13 protein-coding genes are annotated in these 14,064 nt (G+C 67.5%); 6 read left to right on the top strand and 7 right to left on the bottom strand.

Annotation, left to right across the window (positions count from 1 at the left end; all coding sequences use genetic code 11):
* From ispG to der, 5 genes are all read left to right on the top strand, one after another.
* Nucleotides 1-1,116 (top strand): flavodoxin-dependent (E)-4-hydroxy-3-methylbut-2-enyl-diphosphate synthase, encoded by a 1,116-nt coding sequence (gene ispG, locus ABGX75_RS06115; RefSeq protein ID WP_011508146.1) that lies wholly within the window; start codon nt 1-3, stop codon nt 1,114-1,116.
* Between the two features lie 41 nt (nt 1,117-1,157).
* Nucleotides 1,158-2,444: a histidine--tRNA ligase gene (gene hisS, locus ABGX75_RS06110; RefSeq protein WP_347411272.1), complete on the top strand. Its 1,287-nt coding sequence runs from the start codon at nt 1,158-1,160 to the stop codon at nt 2,442-2,444.
* 48 nt (nt 2,445-2,492) lie between these two features.
* Nucleotides 2,493-3,149 carry a tetratricopeptide repeat protein gene (locus ABGX75_RS06105; protein WP_179152983.1) on the top strand — a complete coding sequence of 219 codons (657 nt, stop codon included), beginning with the start codon at nt 2,493-2,495 and terminating at the stop codon, nt 3,147-3,149.
* Nucleotides 3,149-4,312 carry an outer membrane protein assembly factor BamB gene (gene bamB / locus ABGX75_RS06100; RefSeq protein WP_347411271.1) on the top strand — a complete coding sequence of 388 codons (1,164 nt, stop codon included), beginning with the start codon at nt 3,149-3,151 and terminating at the stop codon, nt 4,310-4,312. The genes ABGX75_RS06105 and bamB overlap by 1 nt, the downstream gene beginning before the upstream one ends.
* A 186-nt stretch (nt 4,313-4,498) precedes the next feature.
* Nucleotides 4,499-5,902: a ribosome biogenesis GTPase Der gene (gene der / locus ABGX75_RS06095; RefSeq protein WP_035413418.1), complete on the top strand. Its 1,404-nt coding sequence runs from the start codon at nt 4,499-4,501 to the stop codon at nt 5,900-5,902.
* A 6-nt stretch (nt 5,903-5,908) separates the two neighbouring features.
* Here der and ABGX75_RS06090 read toward each other — a convergent pair whose 3' ends face one another.
* The gene (locus ABGX75_RS06090) at nt 5,909-7,507 is read right to left on the bottom strand and encodes a diguanylate cyclase (protein ID WP_110061130.1); all 1,599 of its coding nucleotides are present in this window, start codon (nt 7,505-7,507) and stop codon (nt 5,909-5,911) included.
* Between the two features lie 41 nt (nt 7,508-7,548).
* Nucleotides 7,549-8,418, bottom strand: a complete 870-nt coding sequence (locus ABGX75_RS06085) for an ATP-binding protein (RefSeq protein ID WP_110061131.1) — start codon at nt 8,416-8,418, stop codon at nt 7,549-7,551.
* A gap of 122 nt (nt 8,419-8,540) precedes the next feature.
* Here ABGX75_RS06085 and ABGX75_RS06080 point away from each other — a divergent pair, with 122 nt between their 5' ends.
* Nucleotides 8,541-9,356, top strand: a complete 816-nt coding sequence (locus tag ABGX75_RS06080) for a M48 family metallopeptidase (protein WP_347411270.1) — start codon at nt 8,541-8,543, stop codon at nt 9,354-9,356.
* A 37-nt stretch (nt 9,357-9,393) separates the two neighbouring features.
* Here the strand turns inward: ABGX75_RS06080 and aroE are convergent, their stop codons facing one another.
* The 5 genes from aroE to ABGX75_RS06055 all read right to left on the bottom strand — a co-directional run bounded on the left by aroE (nt 9,394) and on the right by ABGX75_RS06055 (nt 13,875).
* Complete coding sequence (aroE, locus tag ABGX75_RS06075; protein WP_035413412.1) at nt 9,394-10,209, bottom strand: shikimate dehydrogenase; 816 nt, start codon at nt 10,207-10,209, stop codon at nt 9,394-9,396.
* Nucleotides 10,206-11,129: an oxygen-dependent coproporphyrinogen oxidase gene (gene hemF / locus ABGX75_RS06070; protein ID WP_110061134.1), complete on the bottom strand. Its 924-nt coding sequence runs from the start codon at nt 11,127-11,129 to the stop codon at nt 10,206-10,208. Before hemF ends, aroE begins: the two co-directional genes overlap by 4 nt.
* A gap of 52 nt (nt 11,130-11,181) precedes the next feature.
* Nucleotides 11,182-11,739, bottom strand: coding sequence for a Sua5/YciO/YrdC/YwlC family protein (locus ABGX75_RS06065; protein ID WP_035413410.1), 558 nt, complete (start codon nt 11,737-11,739; stop codon nt 11,182-11,184).
* An 89-nt stretch (nt 11,740-11,828) separates the two neighbouring features.
* Complete coding sequence (gene dprA / locus ABGX75_RS06060) at nt 11,829-12,944, bottom strand: DNA-processing protein DprA (protein WP_110061135.1); 1,116 nt, start codon at nt 12,942-12,944, stop codon at nt 11,829-11,831.
* Between the two features lie 28 nt (nt 12,945-12,972).
* Nucleotides 12,973-13,875 (bottom strand): peptidoglycan-binding protein, encoded by a 903-nt coding sequence (locus ABGX75_RS06055; RefSeq protein WP_347411269.1) that lies wholly within the window; start codon nt 13,873-13,875, stop codon nt 12,973-12,975.
* Nucleotides 13,876-14,064 lie beyond the last annotated feature (189 nt).

Below are 14,064 nucleotides of genomic sequence, written 5' to 3'. Positions count from 1 at the left end.
ATGCATATGCAATCTCCGATCCAACGGCGCAAGTCGCGCCAGATTCATGTCGGGCACGTCCCCGTCGGTGGGGACGCCCCCATCGCCGTGCAAAGCATGACCAATACCGACACGCTGGATGTCGACGCCACCGTCGCGCAGATTCGTCAGCTCGAGGCAGCAGGCGCGGACATCGTGCGCGTCTCGGTGCCCACCATGGATGCCGCCGAGGCCTTCGGCCAGATCAAGCGCCAGGTCTCGGTGCCCCTGGTGGCCGACATCCACTTCGATTACAAGATCGCCCTGCGCGTGGCCGAGCTGGGCGTCGACTGTCTGCGCATCAACCCCGGCAACATCGGCCGCGAGGACCGCGTGCGTGCAGTGGTCGATGCTGCACGGCATCACGGCATTCCCATTCGCATCGGCGTCAACGCCGGGTCGCTGGAAAAGGACCTGCAGAAGAAATACGGCGAACCCACGCCGGAGGCGCTGGTCGAATCCGCCATGCGCCATATCGAGCACCTCGATCGCCTCGACTTCCAGGACTTCAAGGTCAGCGTCAAGGCATCGGACGTGTTCATGGCGGTGGCCGCCTATCGCCAGCTCGCCCAGCGCATCGACCAGCCGCTGCACCTCGGCATCACCGAGGCCGGTGGCCTGCGGTCGGGCACGGTCAAGTCCTCGATCGGCCTGGGGCTGCTGCTGATGGAAGGCATCGGCGACACCATCCGCGTCTCGCTGGCCGCCGACCCGGTCGAGGAGATCAAGGTCGGCTATGACATGCTCAAGAGCCTGCGCCTGCGCAGCAAGGGCATCAACTTCATCGCCTGCCCGAGTTGCTCGCGGCAGAATTTCGACGTCATCGGCACCATGAACGCCCTCGAGGAACGCCTCGACGACATCATGACGCCCCTCGACGTCTCGGTCATCGGCTGCGTGGTCAACGGGCCCGGCGAAGCCAAGGAGAGCGACATCGGTCTGACCGGCGGCGATCCGGCCAACCTCGTCTACATCGACGGCAAGCCGGCCAGCAAGCTGCGCAACGACCACCTGGTCGACGACCTGGAAGCACTGATCCGCGACAAGGTCCGCGAAAAAGAAGCCCGCGAACGCGATACCATCGCGCGCGAGGCATGACGCGCGCCGCTCGCGCCCCGTAACCGGTTCAGGAGTCAGCATTGAGCAACAAGATCCAGGCCATCCGTGGCATGAACGATCTGCTACCGGAGCAGTCGCCTGTCTGGCAGTATTTCGAGCGCCAGATCCAGCATCTCATGCAGCGCTATGGGTACAACGAGATTCGCACGCCGATTCTCGAGCAGACCGCCCTGTTCAAGCGCTCGATCGGCGAAGTCACCGATATCGTCGAAAAAGAGATGTACACCTTCGAGGACCGCAACGGCGACAGCCTGACGCTGCGGCCCGAGGGCACCGCCAGCTGCGTGCGCGCCGCACTGGAGAATGGCCTGCTGTACAACCAGACCCAGCGGCTGTGGTACCAGGGTCCCATGTTCCGCCATGAGCGTCCCCAGAAAGGCCGCTATCGGCAATTCCACCAGGTCGGCGTGGAAGCCTACGGCATGCTGGGGCCGGACATCGATTTCGAGATGATCCTGCTCAGTGCGCGGCTGTGGGATGCCCTGGGCCTGATGCCGCACGTCCGCCTGGAACTCAATTCCCTGGGGTCCAGCGAGGCGCGGGCCGCCTATCGCGACGCCCTGGTCGCGTATTTCGAGGCCCATGCCGAGGTGCTCGACGAGGACTCGCGGCGCCGCCTGACCAGCAATCCGCTGCGCATCCTCGACTCCAAGAATCCCGACATGGCCGAGATGCTCGAGGCCGCGCCGCGCCTCATGGATCATCTCGACGACGAGTCGCGGGCGCACTTCGAGCAATTGACCGCCATGCTCGACGCGGCCGGCATCGATTACGTCATCAACCCGCGCCTCGTGCGTGGGCTGGACTATTACAGCCGAACCGTGTTCGAGTGGACCACCCAGGCGCTGGGCAGTCAGGGCACGGTATGCGCCGGCGGACGTTACGATGGCCTGGTCGAGCAGCTCGGTGGCAAGCCCACGCCCGGCGTCGGCTTCGCCATGGGAGTCGAGCGCTTGATCCTGCTGCTCGAGACGCTGGACCTCGTGCCCGAGGCCGCGCGCTCGCGCCCCGACGTCTATCTCACGGCCATGGGCGACACCGCCAGCCGTGAGGCGATGCTGTTGGGCGAGCATCTGCGTGACGCCCTGCCCGAGATGCACTTGCAGGTCCATTGCGGGGGTGGCAGTTTCAAGAGCCAGATCAAGAAGGCCGACAAGAGCGGTGCCCGCATCGCCTTGATGCTCGGTGACGACGAGATCGCCAGCGGCAGCGTCGGCATCAAGTTCTTGCGCGAGGATCGCGAGCAGGAAAGCGTGGCTCGGGAGACGCTGGCGGCCCGTCTCCAAGCGCTTCTCGCCGAAGACTGAGGACGCCCCGGGGCGTATCGCACGAACAGCCATTGAAGGAGACCGCCCGTGGCGGAGCTTAGCACCGAAGACGAACAGCTTGAGACGCTCAAGCGCTGGTGGAAGGAATACGGCAAGTCGATCATCGCCGGGGTGGTACTCGCCGGAGCGGGCGTCTTCGCCTGGAATGCCTGGCAGGACTATCAGACCTCCCAGGCGGAAGCCGCCTCGCAGCGCTATCAGCAGCTCACGCTGCTGATGCAGCAGGACACCCTGAGCGACGCGCAGCGCGAACAGGCCACCGACATGATCGATGCCCTGGTCAACGAGCACGGCGGCACGCTCTATGCCGATTTCGCCGAGTTGATGCGCGCGCGCCTGGCCATCCAGGCCAACGAGCTGGAGAGCGCCCGCGACACGCTGCAGGCCTTTGCCGCCAACAGCGACGACGGCTATCTCACCGGGCTGGCGCGTCTCAACCTGGCCCGCGTGCAGATCGCCATGGACGACGCGCAGGGCGCACTGTCGACCCTCGAGAACGACGTGCCCGCCACGCTCAAGGCACAGGCCGCCGATATTCGCGGCGATGCCTACGTGGCACTCGAGCAGCCCGATCAGGCACGCCAGGCCTACCAGGACGCTCTCGCCCGCGCCGAGGATCAGGACCAGCCCCTGTTCGGCGTACGGCTCAAGCTCGACAATCTCGGTGTAGAGGACGCCAGTTGATGAAACCGACCCACTTTCTGTTACCGGCCGCGCTCACCTTGTCCGCCTTGCTGGCGGGGTGTTCAGGCAATGTCGAGCCGCAATATCCGCCCAAGGCCCTGCAGGACTTCTCGCCCTCGGCGACGCTCGACGAGCGCTGGTCGGCCTCGGTCGGCGACGGTCTGGGGCGTGCACGCTATCCCCTGATGCCGCTGCTGGCCGACGGCACGCTCTATGCCGCGGATGCCGACGGCCTGCTGCGCGCCTTCGACGCGGACAGCGGCGACACGCGCTGGGAAGTGCGCTTCGATACTCCGTTATCCAGCGGCATGACCAACGACAGTGCACGCCTCTACGCCGGCACCCGCAACGGCGAGGTCATCGCCATCGACCGCGACGACGGCAGCGAAGCCTGGCGCGCGAGCGTCTCCAGCGAGGTGCTGGCGGCACCGCAGGTCAACAGCGAACTGGTCGTGGTGCAGAGCGCCGACGGCACCGTGACCGCACTGGACCGTCTCTCCGGCGAGGAAGAGTGGACCTACAGCAGCAGCCAGCCGTCCCTGACCCTGCGCGGTACGGGCACGCCACGCGTCATCGAACCGGTCTCGTTCGTCGGCTTCGCCAATGGCCGCCTGGTCACCCTGGACAACCGCAGCGGCCAGCCGTTGTGGGACATGCGCGTCGCCGTGCCGCAAGGGCGCACCGAAGTGGATCGCCTCGTCGACCTCGACGGCCAGCCGGTTCTCTCGCAGGACGGCCGCCTGTTCGTCACCAGCTACAACGGGCGGGTCATGGCGCTCGAAGCCACCAGCGGCGAAGTGATCTGGTCACGCGACGAGTCCAGTTATCTGACGCCCCTGCGCGTCGGCAACTACCTCTTCACCGTCAACGAAGCCAGCCACGTCCTGGCGCTCGACGTCGACAGCGGCCGCGTGCTGTGGGAATCCGACGCCCTGGAAGGCCGTGACCTGACCGCCCCGGCGTTCGTCGACGGCAAGCTGGCACTGGGCGATTACCAGGGCTACGTGCACCTGCTGGACGCCACCGACGGGTCGGTCGTGGGACGCACCGAACTCGGCGGCGACGGTATCAGCGTACCTCTGCTGGCCGATTCACAGCGTCTCTACACGCTCGCCAACGATGGGGAACTCGCCGCCTACGACGTCGAGACCGTCGACGACTGAGCCGAGTCCGCTCCCTCTGCGTACCGGGCACCTCGACGCGAGGTGCCCGTGTCATTTGTGGGCCCCGCCGGCCAGCAATGCTAGAATCACCCCCAGCGACAGCGTGGCGCTCGCGTCACGCACTTGGCGCGCGGTATCGCGCGACAGCCTCACTCACCGCTTCCGTTCGCCGGTTTACGAGACAACATGAATCCCGTCATCGCCCTGGTAGGCCGACCCAATGTCGGCAAGTCGACCCTCTTCAATCGTCTGACCCGCACGCGCGACGCGCTGGTCGCCGACTTCCCCGGCCTGACGCGTGACCGCAAGTACGGCAACGGCGTTCTCGGCGACAAGACCTACACCGTCATCGATACCGGCGGCATCAGCGGCAACGAGGAAGGCCTCGACGCCGCCATGGCCGAGCAGTCGCTGCTGGCCATCGACGAAGCCGACATCGTGCTGTTCATGGTCGACGGACGCACCGGGCTCAATGTCGCCGACGAGGCCATCGCCAACCACCTGCGCGTCAATCAGAAGAAGACCTGGCTGGTGGTCAACAAGACGGACGGGCTGGAAGAGCACTCGGCAATGGCCGAGTTCTGGCGGCTCGGCCTGGGCGACCCGCGTCCCATCGCCGCCGCGCACGGGCGCAACGTCACCAGCTTGATCGACGAGGTCCTGGCGCCCTTCCCGCCGCGTGAAGCCAACGCCGCACCGCCGGATCTCAGCAATGGCATCCGCATCGGCGTCATCGGACGGCCCAACGTGGGCAAGTCGACGCTGGTCAATCGCCTGCTGGGCGAAGACCGGGTGGTGGTATACGACGAAGCCGGTACCACCCGCGACGCCATCGAGATTCCCTTCGAGCGCCGGGGCAAGCCCTACGTGCTGGTCGATACCGCCGGCGTGCGGCGACGCAAGAACGTCAGCGAGGCGGCCGAGAAATTCTCGATCATCAAGACGCTCGAGGCCATCAAGGCCTGCCACGTGGCCATCATGGTGCTCGACGCCCGTAGCGGCCTGGTCGAACAGGACCTGCACCTGCTCGATTACGTGCTGAGCAGCGGCCGCGCTCTGGTGCTGGCGGTCAACAAGTGGGATGGACTCGAGCAGGAAGCCAAGGACAAGATGCGCGCCGCGATCAAGCGACGCCTGGGCTTCGCCGATTATGCCGAGATGCATTTCATCTCGGCGCTGCACGGCACCGCGGTGGGCGATCTCTACCCGTCCATCACCCGTGCCTTCGATTCGGCCAACAGCCACTGGTCGACCAACCGCCTGACCACCATCCTGCAGGACGCGGTGAGCGAGCATCAGCCGCCCTTGATCCACGGCCGCCGCATCAAGCTGCGCATGGCCCACCAGGGCGGCAGCAACCCGCCGATCATCGTGGTCCATGGCAATCAGACCGGTTCGCTCCCCGAGGCCTACAAGCGCTACCTGACCAACACCTTCCGCAAGGTTCTCAAGGTGCGTGGCACGCCGCTGCGCTTCGAGTTTCGCTCGGGCAAGAACCCCTACGACAGCAACCCCGACGCGAGCGATCGCGAGAAGGCCAAGCAACGCGAACTGGGGCGCACGCGCGAGGCACGCAAGAACCGTCGCTGACGCCGATCAGCCCTCGGCGAGGACGCAATTGCGTCCCGCCAGCTTGGCGCGATACAGCCGACGCCCCACCACATCGAGCCCCGATTCGACGCTTTCCGCCTCATGCAGGCTCGCCACCCCGGCGGAAAACGTCACGTCGATGTCGGCATGCTCGCCGAGCGGCTGCGCCTGGAACTGCAGACGGATACGCTCGATGGCGCGCTGCGCGTCCTCGGGATCGCAATGCGGCAGGACCACGCAGAACGCTCCCCCGGTGTAACGCCCCACGTGATCGATGAACCGCAACTGCTGGGTCAGCCGCTCCGCCAGCTGACGAATCGCGTAGTCGCCACTGGTGTGACCGTGCCGGGCATTCAGCGCCCCCAGCCTGTCGAGATCGATCAATGCCAGGCTGGTCGGGGCCCCGCTGCGCCGGGCGCGAGCGAATTCGACCTCCAGCAGTTCCTGCAGGGCCTCGTAGGTCAGCACGCCGGTCATGCCGTCGCGCCCCATGGCCTGACGCGAGCGACGTGCGCGCTGGGCGTGGGACACCACCGTCGCGACCAGGGCGTCGTCATCCACCGGCTTGCCCAGGAAGTCATCGCCGCTGCGCGTCAGTGCCAGTTTGCTCACGTCGCTGCCCGCCGCGAGGTAGACGACGGGCAGATGCCGCCAGGCCTCCTCGAGCCGCATCACCTGGACCAGATCGCGACCGCTGCAGCCCGGCAGGCGCGTATCCACCAGCGCCAGGTCGGGCCGTTCCTCGCGCAGCACGGTCAAGGCGTCGGCGGGCGCATTCACGACCCACGACTCGATCCCCACCCCCGCCAGCACCAGGCGATAGTGCTCGGCCAGCTCGATATCGTCGTCGACGATCAGCACGCGCAGGGGCGACGCCACCGGCCCGGGCAGCAACTGTTGCACGCGTCGGTCGATCAACGACACGTCCAGCGGGGGCATGAAATACCCCTCGGCACCAAGACGCACCGCCTCCAGACGCGCGGTGAATGCATCGTCCCCGCCCATCACCAGCAAATGCGGTCGCGGTGCAGGCCAGGCGGTCCACTCGTCGCACCACCGCTGACGCGACATGCCTTGTTCGTCGATCACCAGCACGTCAGGCGCCCAGGCGATCGAGGCGGCGACCTCGTGCATGGCGAAGGTACGGCAGGTGTATCCCAGCGCGTCCAGCGACGCCGCCAGGGCTTCTCCCCGGCCTCTGTCCTCGCCCAGCAACGCCAGACGCGTGGGCAGCGTCTCGCCGGGCGCCGCCGAGACCGAGGCATCGCCCCGCTCGGGAAGCGTAGCGGCTCCCTGCTGCAAGCGCGGCAGCAATGCCGCCAGCGTATAGGGCGCCGGCAGCAGGTCGCCATCGAGCCAGTCACGGATCTGGCGTGCCACATTGCCACAGGTCTCGCTCAAGCTCTCATGCCCGAAGGTGCCGGCGGAGTCCGCGATACGCTGCAAGGCGTCGCAGAGCGCTTCCAGTTCCGCCATGGCGGCGGCGCCGGCGCGCGCGCTCATCTCGTCGACCTGCGCCAGCACCGTCTGCACGTCATCCTGCAGCCGCTCGGCATACCGAACCTGCAGTGCCTCGAGGCGCTGCTTGCGCTCGCTGTCGTGCATCGTGCTTCCTCCCTGACCATGGCGACGTCACGTCGGCGACGTCATGAACGCGCGTCTTCCTGTGCCGCTCCGACCCACTGGCAAGCGAACTGCCAGGCGGCGCGTCCACTACGTACTCCCCGCAAGGTAGCAAAGCGTACCGCTTCGACACGCGCCTGCTCGCTCCAGTCGGCCTCGCTTCCCAGATGATGCACCCAGTGTCGGCACGCATCGAGATAGGTGTCCTGATTGAACGGGTGAAAAGCTAACCACAAGCCGAAGCGATCGGAAAGCGAGATGCGTTCCTCGACCGCGTCGCCATGATGGAGTTCGCCGTCGACCAGCCGGGTATCCTGGTTGTCGGCGAGCGACTCGGGCAGCAGATGCCGCCGATTGGAGGTGGCGTAGAGCAGCACGTTTTCCGGCGGTCCCGTCAGGGTCCCGTCGAGCACGCTCTTGAGGGCCTTGTAGGCGTCATCGTGTCCTTCGAAGGAGAGATCGTCGCAGTAGACGATGAAGCGCTGCGGGGCGTCGCGCAGCCGCTGCACCAGGCCAGGCAGCCCCACGAGGTCGTGCCGGTCGACCTGGATCAAGCGCAGGCCTTCGGGCGCCAGGGTGTTGAGCAGTGCCCTCACCAGCGACGACTTGCCGCTGCCGCGGGCGCCCCAGAGCAGCGCATGGTTCGCCGGGCGGCCGTGCAAAAAGGCGCGCGTATTGGCCAGCAACGCCGTCTTTTGGCGCTCCACCCCCACCAGGTCGTCCATCGTGACGCCATCACGCGCGGCCACCGGCATCAACTGCCCGCCCAGGGCGTTGCGCTGCCAGAGCGCCGCCACATCGCGCGACCAATCGACGCTGGCAGGCTCCGGCGGCAGCCAGGCCTCGACACGATCCAACACCTTGAGCAGGCGCTGCGCTAGCTCGGCATCCATCCTCTCACTCCTGTCGCTGTTCGGTCCGGGGACATGCACCGCGAGGGAGGTTGACCCAACGCGGCATCGGGGTATCTTGGAGCCGTTTGGTCATCGGGTCCAGAACCCATCAGGAGACTCTCATGCAAAGGACGTTGCCTTCCCGTCTACGTACGCCGCTTGCCATCGGCCTCATCGGTGCCACGCTGGCCGCGTGCAGCACCTCGCCGCTGGGGCGCAACCAGTTGGCGTTCTTCTCCGACGAAGAACTCCAGCAGATGGGCCAGCAAAGCTTCGCGCAATATCAGCAGGAACTGCCGGAAGTCGGCGGCGCCACCTACGACTACGTGCAATGCGTCGCCGACGCCATCACCAACGAAGTCCCCGCCGATGCGGGCATCGCGACCTGGGAAGTCAAGGTCTTCAAGGACGATTCGGCCAACGCCTTCGCCCTGCCGGGAGGCTATATCGGGGTCAACAGCGGGCTGCTCGACGTCACCGAGAACCAGGATCAACTGGCCGCCGTCATCGGCCACGAAGTGGCCCACGTATTATCCGACCACGCCAACGAGCGCGTATCGACGCAGGCTGCCACGCAAACCGGATTATCGATCCTGCAATCCGCCGCCGGCCTGCAGGGTGCCACCGGCGAACAGCTCATGGGGCTGCTCGGCGCGGGCGCCCAGTACGGCGTGATTCTCCCCTTCTCGCGCAAGCAGGAATCGGAAGCCGACAAGCTCGGCCTCGACCTGATGGCCGAGGCCGGCTTCAATCCCAATGCCAGTATCGAACTGTGGCAGAACATGGCCGCGCAGAGTCAGGGCCAGCCGCCGGAATGGTTGTCCACCCACCCCAGCAACGAAGCCCGCATGCAAGGGTTGCGCGAGCGCATGAACGAGGCCATGCCGCTCTACGAACAGGCCCGGGCCAACGGCCAGCGGCCCGACTGCCGACGCTGAAAAGCGGCCCGGCATCGCGCTGCCGGGCCCGGTCGCATCATAGTTCGCGGCGCAGCGTTTCGCGTACCGGCGCGGTATCCGGACGCACCTGGCGCCACAGAAAGAACGATTCGGCGGCCTGCTCGATCAGCATGCCCAGGCCATCGATGCCGCGCCCGCCATGTGCCGCCGCCCACTGCAGAAAGACCGTCGGCTCGGCGGCATACATCATGTCATAGGCCACGCCGTCGGCGGCCAGCAAGGTATCGGGCAAGGGTGGCAACTCACCGCCCAGCGAGGCGCTGGTGCCGTTGATGATCACGTCAAAGGCGCCGTCGAGTTCCGCGTAGCCGCCGCCCGTCACACGCCCCTCCGGCGAGGCCTCCTCGGCGAGGCGCACGGCTTTCGATGCCGTGCGATTGGCGATGTGCAGGCAACGCGGGGCCTTGGCCAGCAACGGGTCGAGCACGCCGCGCACCGCGCCGCCGGCGCCGAGTATGAGAATCCTCGCCCCCTCGAGTGCCACCCCGTGCGCCTCCAGGTCGCGCACCAGTCCCACTCCGTCGGTGGTGTCGGCATAGGTGCGACCGTCCCGCCCCCGCACCAGCGTGTTGACGGCGCCCGCGCGGCGGGCGCGCTGGCTGAGCACGTCTGCCAGCCGGAAGGCGTCCTCCTTGAACGGCACGGTGACATTGGCCCCGCATCCGCCGGCCGCCACGAAGGCGTGCCAGGCCCCGGCGAAATCCTCGCGGGGCGCCTCGATGGCCTCGTAGGTCATGGCCTGCCCGCACTGCTCGGCGAACAGCGCGTGAATGCGCGGCGAGCGGGAATGCGCGACGGGGTTTCCGAAGACGCAGTAGCGATCATCGCTCATGCCTCTGCCTCCTCGAGCCACTCGCGCGGCGTCAGGAACTCGTCGGTCAGACGCGCCTCGGGGCTGCCCGGCTCGGGGGTCCAGCAATACTGCCACTGGGCCAGCGGCGGCATCGACATCAGAATCGACTCGGTACGGCCACCGCTTTGCAGGCCGAACAGGGTGCCCCGGTCCCAGACCAGATTGAACTCGACGTAGCGACCCCGCCGGAAGGCCTGGAAATCGCGCTCGCGCTCGCCATACTCGGTCGCTTGCCGCCGCCGCACGATGGGCACGTAAGCCTCGAGAAAGGCATCGCCGACCGCGCGCTGGAAGGCAAAGCAGCGCTCGAACTCCCACTCGTTGAGATCGTCGAAGAACAAGCCGCCGACGCCGCGGGTCTCGTCCCGGTGATGCAGGGTGAAATACTCATCGCACCAGCGCTTGAAGCGTGGGTAGACGTCGTCGCCGAACGGCGCGCAGGTTTCCTGTGCCACGCGATGCCAATGCACGACATCCTCGAACACCGGATAGAACGGCGTGAGATCGAAACCGCCGCCGAACCACCATACCGGCTCGGCTCCTTCCTTTTCGGCGATGAAGAAGCGCACGTTGCCATGCGCGGTGGGCACGTGCGGGTTGCGCGGATGCAGCACCCAGGACACGCCCACGGCGTGGAAGCTGCGCCCCGCCAGTTCCGGTCGCGCCGCCGAGGCCGAGGCCGGCAGGCGCTCGCCGAAGACGTGCGAGAAGTTGACGCCGCCTTTCTCGAAGACCTCGCCGTTCTCGATGACCCGCGAGCGACCGCCGCCGCCCGCCTCACGCGTCCAGCTATCCTCGCGGAACGCGGTGTCCCCCTCCTCGGCGGCCAAGCCGTCGCAGAGGCGGTCCTGCAAGTCGAGCAGATATTCCTTCACCTTGTCGAGATGGGGGTGCGCCACGTCGCTCTCCTCACATTGCTGGTTGATGGTGCAGGCACTTTTTCGGACAGGGCTAACGGCGCAGGGTCTCGCCGCTCTGTAGATCGCGGATCGTGCTCGGCCGCGCGTAGCCCCCCAGCGCCCCGTCGAGAAGCGTCACCGCCTCCCCGAAGGCGGCGCGCACGTCGGCGGCGCTCATCGCCGGCGGCTCGCCGGCGCGGTTGGCGGAACTCGACACCAGCGGCCCGCCAAAGGCGGCGCACAGTTGCCGTACCAGAGGGTGATCGCTGACGCGCACCGCCAGGCTGGTGTGCTCGCCGCGCAGCAGCGGCCGCGCCCGCCCGTTGTCGGGCACCAGCCAGGTATTGGGCCCGGGCCAGCTCTCGGCCAGGCGCGCGCGTTGCGGCGCATCGAGACCCGCCAGCCAGGGCTCGAGCTGGTCCATGTCACCTGCGATCAGGATCAATCCCTTGGCGGGGTCGCGTTGCTTGAGGGCAATCAGACGTGCCAGGGCGGCATCGTCATCGGGGTCGCAGCCCAGGCCCCACACCGCTTCGGTGGGGTAGGCCAGGAGCGCGCCGCGCCGGAGGGCGGCCACGGCGTCGGCGATACGATCGGCTGTTTCTTGCATGGCGAAACGCTTCGCTTCACGGCTACACAAAGTGCCTTCATCTTACCATGCTCATGCCGACGCACGCCGTGCCACGCTGTCGCAGGTGCTCAGTGAGTGGCGCGACGCACCCAGCCCCCGCTGACCTGCGCGGCCTGGCCGGCGAGTTCCAGCTCCAGCAACCGCATCTGACAGCCGCCGACATCCAGCTCGCTGCGCTCGACCAGCACGTCCAGCGGCGTGGGGGCAGTGTCCAGCAATGCCAGCAATGGGTCGGCCGGCGCGCTTGCCGCCTCTGCCGTGTCGTCGGTCGACGTCACGACGGCCTGCGGCGCCTGCCACTGACCCAGCTGTTCGAGAATGTCGTCGCGTCCACGCACCAGCCAGGCACCGTCACGAATCAGCCCCAGGTTGCCGCGTGCCTGAACGTTATGCAGCGACCCGGGGACCGCGAAGACCTCGCGATTCTGTTCGAGCGCCAGCCGCGCGCTGACCAGCGAGCCGCTTTTCTCGGCGGCCTCGACGACCAGCACGCCCAGTGACAGCCCGGTGATGATGCGGTTGCGACGGGGAAAGTGTCGCGCATGCGCCCGCGTATCGGCGGGATGCTCCGACAGCAGCAGGCCGCCCTCGTCGAGCAGGCGACGATACAGGCCGGCATGTCGCGGCGGATAGATCACCTCCACGCCGCAGCCGAGCACCGCCACGCTGCGACCGCCCGCATCCAGCGCCGTGCGCTGGGCCACGCCGTCGATGCCAAGCGCCAGCCCGCTGACGATGGAGAAGCCCGCCTCGACGAGCCCACGCGCGAACCAGGCGGCGTTGTCGGTGCCTTCGCGAGTCGGGCGCCGCGTCCCCACCATCGCCAGCCCCGGCGGTTCCAGTGCTGCCAGGTCGCCCTTGGCCCACAGCAGCGCGGGCGGATCGGCGATTTCATCGAGCAGCGCGGGCCAGGCGGGATGGCCGGGATACAGCAGGTGGTGCGATGGCGCGCTGCCCTCCCAGGCCAGTGCCTGGCTCACCGATGTCTCGAGGGGACTCTTGGCGGGGTGCTCGAGCCAGTACCTGAGCGTCTCGCGCGGGCCGGCGGGCATCGCCGCGAGCCAGGCCTGGGGCCAGGCGTCGTCAAGCCCTTGCGCGGCCAGCTCGCGGCGCAGGACCGCCAGACGCCGTGCCCCGAGTTTGGGCAGGTGCGCCAGGGCACACCACTCTCTCGCTGTCATCATGTGCGTATTCCTTGCCAACCGCCCGGCCTCAACGTCGCTGCCACGACGTCAACGCCTCCCGCCCGGGCGTACTCACCACATCGCCGACCTCCAGCGGCCGCGAGGCTTCCGTGACCAGCGCATAGCTGACCCGCGCAAAACTCTCGACGACCATCGCCAGTCCGGCCGGCGCGCTCGTCAGGCGCCGCGTGGCATCGTCGAGCGGGTCGCTCACTCGCGCCGGGGCTGCTTGCAGGGCCAGCAGCGTGCCCGGTGTCACGTCATCCGAGCGCCCCAGGTCGAGCGCCACGAGGGTATGGCGCCCAATGGCCTGCACGCCCTCGGGAACGCCCAGAATGTGCCCCGCGACCGAGCTCGACGGCAAGCGCGGCGTGAAATGCAGCGCCACCGGACCCGCCCGGTACGGCAGCAAGCGGTCGCCGGGGCGGATTTCCTGCCGCGCCTCGCGTATCGCGAAGACATCCAGCTCGCCTTCGCGTCTCACCCAGCGGGCGTCGCCCACGCGGCGCAGCTCGATGCCCAGCGGCTCGCCGCTGTCAGGAGATCGGTAGGTCTCGCCCGGTCGGTAGATGGCCAGCCGGGCACCCGAGCGCGCCGTGGCGCCCTCGGGCGTACGCACATAGGCGGTGTCGCCGGCCGCCATCAGTTGCTGCCCTTCTTCGCCGGCGACCACGTAGCGGGCGCGTTCCAGCACGGCCGGATCATCGACGATGCGATACAGGTTCAGAAACGGGGCAACCTCGCGGCGCGGCACGGGCGACACCCGATCCGCCGGGAGCTCGCGCACCGCCGGCGACAGGTGCACGACCTCCTTGGCGGCGACGTCACGCACCGCGAGAGACGCGACGACGAGCGCCCCGATCATCATCAGGCCGCCGGCCAGCCTGCCGCCATGCCGTCCCATCCCGCGCTTGCCATTCCCTGCCTGCATGATCGTCTCTTCTCGTTGATGCCCCACTCGTCGCCGCGCGACGCCAGGGCCGTCCTGCAAGACACCCGCCGGTTTTGCTATAATCGTACTACTATTGCAATGCGCCGATCCCTGCTCGGGCCTGAGGGCTCATTCTCATGGCCCTGGTTCCGTTACCATCGACCGCGCATTACACTAGAGGACAAACTT

Source organism: Chromohalobacter sp. (assembly GCF_039830575.1).
In the GTDB taxonomy this organism is placed as follows: domain Bacteria; phylum Pseudomonadota; class Gammaproteobacteria; order Pseudomonadales; family Halomonadaceae; genus Chromohalobacter; species Chromohalobacter israelensis.
Note: the sequence above shows the minus strand (reverse complement) of the source record. Positions and strands in the feature narration are given on the sequence as shown.

What these genes read in the sequence shown, in the direction of transcription:
- ABGX75_RS06080 (WP_347411270.1), top strand. Translation starts at nt 8,541, where the DNA reads ATGCAAAGGACGTTGCCTTCCCGTCTACGTACGCCGCTTGCCATCGGC.
- der (WP_035413418.1), top strand. Translation starts at nt 4,499, where the DNA reads ATGAATCCCGTCATCGCCCTGGTAGGCCGACCCAATGTCGGCAAGTCG.
- ABGX75_RS06065 (WP_035413410.1), bottom strand. Translation starts at nt 11,739, where the DNA reads ATGCAAGAAACAGCCGATCGTATCGCCGACGCCGTGGCCGCCCTCCGG.
- ABGX75_RS06085 (WP_110061131.1), bottom strand. Translation starts at nt 8,418, where the DNA reads ATGGATGCCGAGCTAGCGCAGCGCCTGCTCAAGGTGTTGGATCGTGTC.
- ABGX75_RS06055 (WP_347411269.1), bottom strand. Translation starts at nt 13,875, where the DNA reads ATGCAGGCAGGGAATGGCAAGCGCGGGATGGGACGGCATGGCGGCAGG.
- ispG (WP_011508146.1), top strand. Translation starts at nt 1, where the DNA reads ATGCATATGCAATCTCCGATCCAACGGCGCAAGTCGCGCCAGATTCAT.
- bamB (WP_347411271.1), top strand. Translation starts at nt 3,149, where the DNA reads ATGAAACCGACCCACTTTCTGTTACCGGCCGCGCTCACCTTGTCCGCC.
- aroE (WP_035413412.1), bottom strand. Translation starts at nt 10,209, where the DNA reads ATGAGCGATGATCGCTACTGCGTCTTCGGAAACCCCGTCGCGCATTCC.
- dprA (WP_110061135.1), bottom strand. Translation starts at nt 12,944, where the DNA reads ATGATGACAGCGAGAGAGTGGTGTGCCCTGGCGCACCTGCCCAAACTC.
- ABGX75_RS06090 (WP_110061130.1), bottom strand. Translation starts at nt 7,507, where the DNA reads ATGCACGACAGCGAGCGCAAGCAGCGCCTCGAGGCACTGCAGGTTCGG.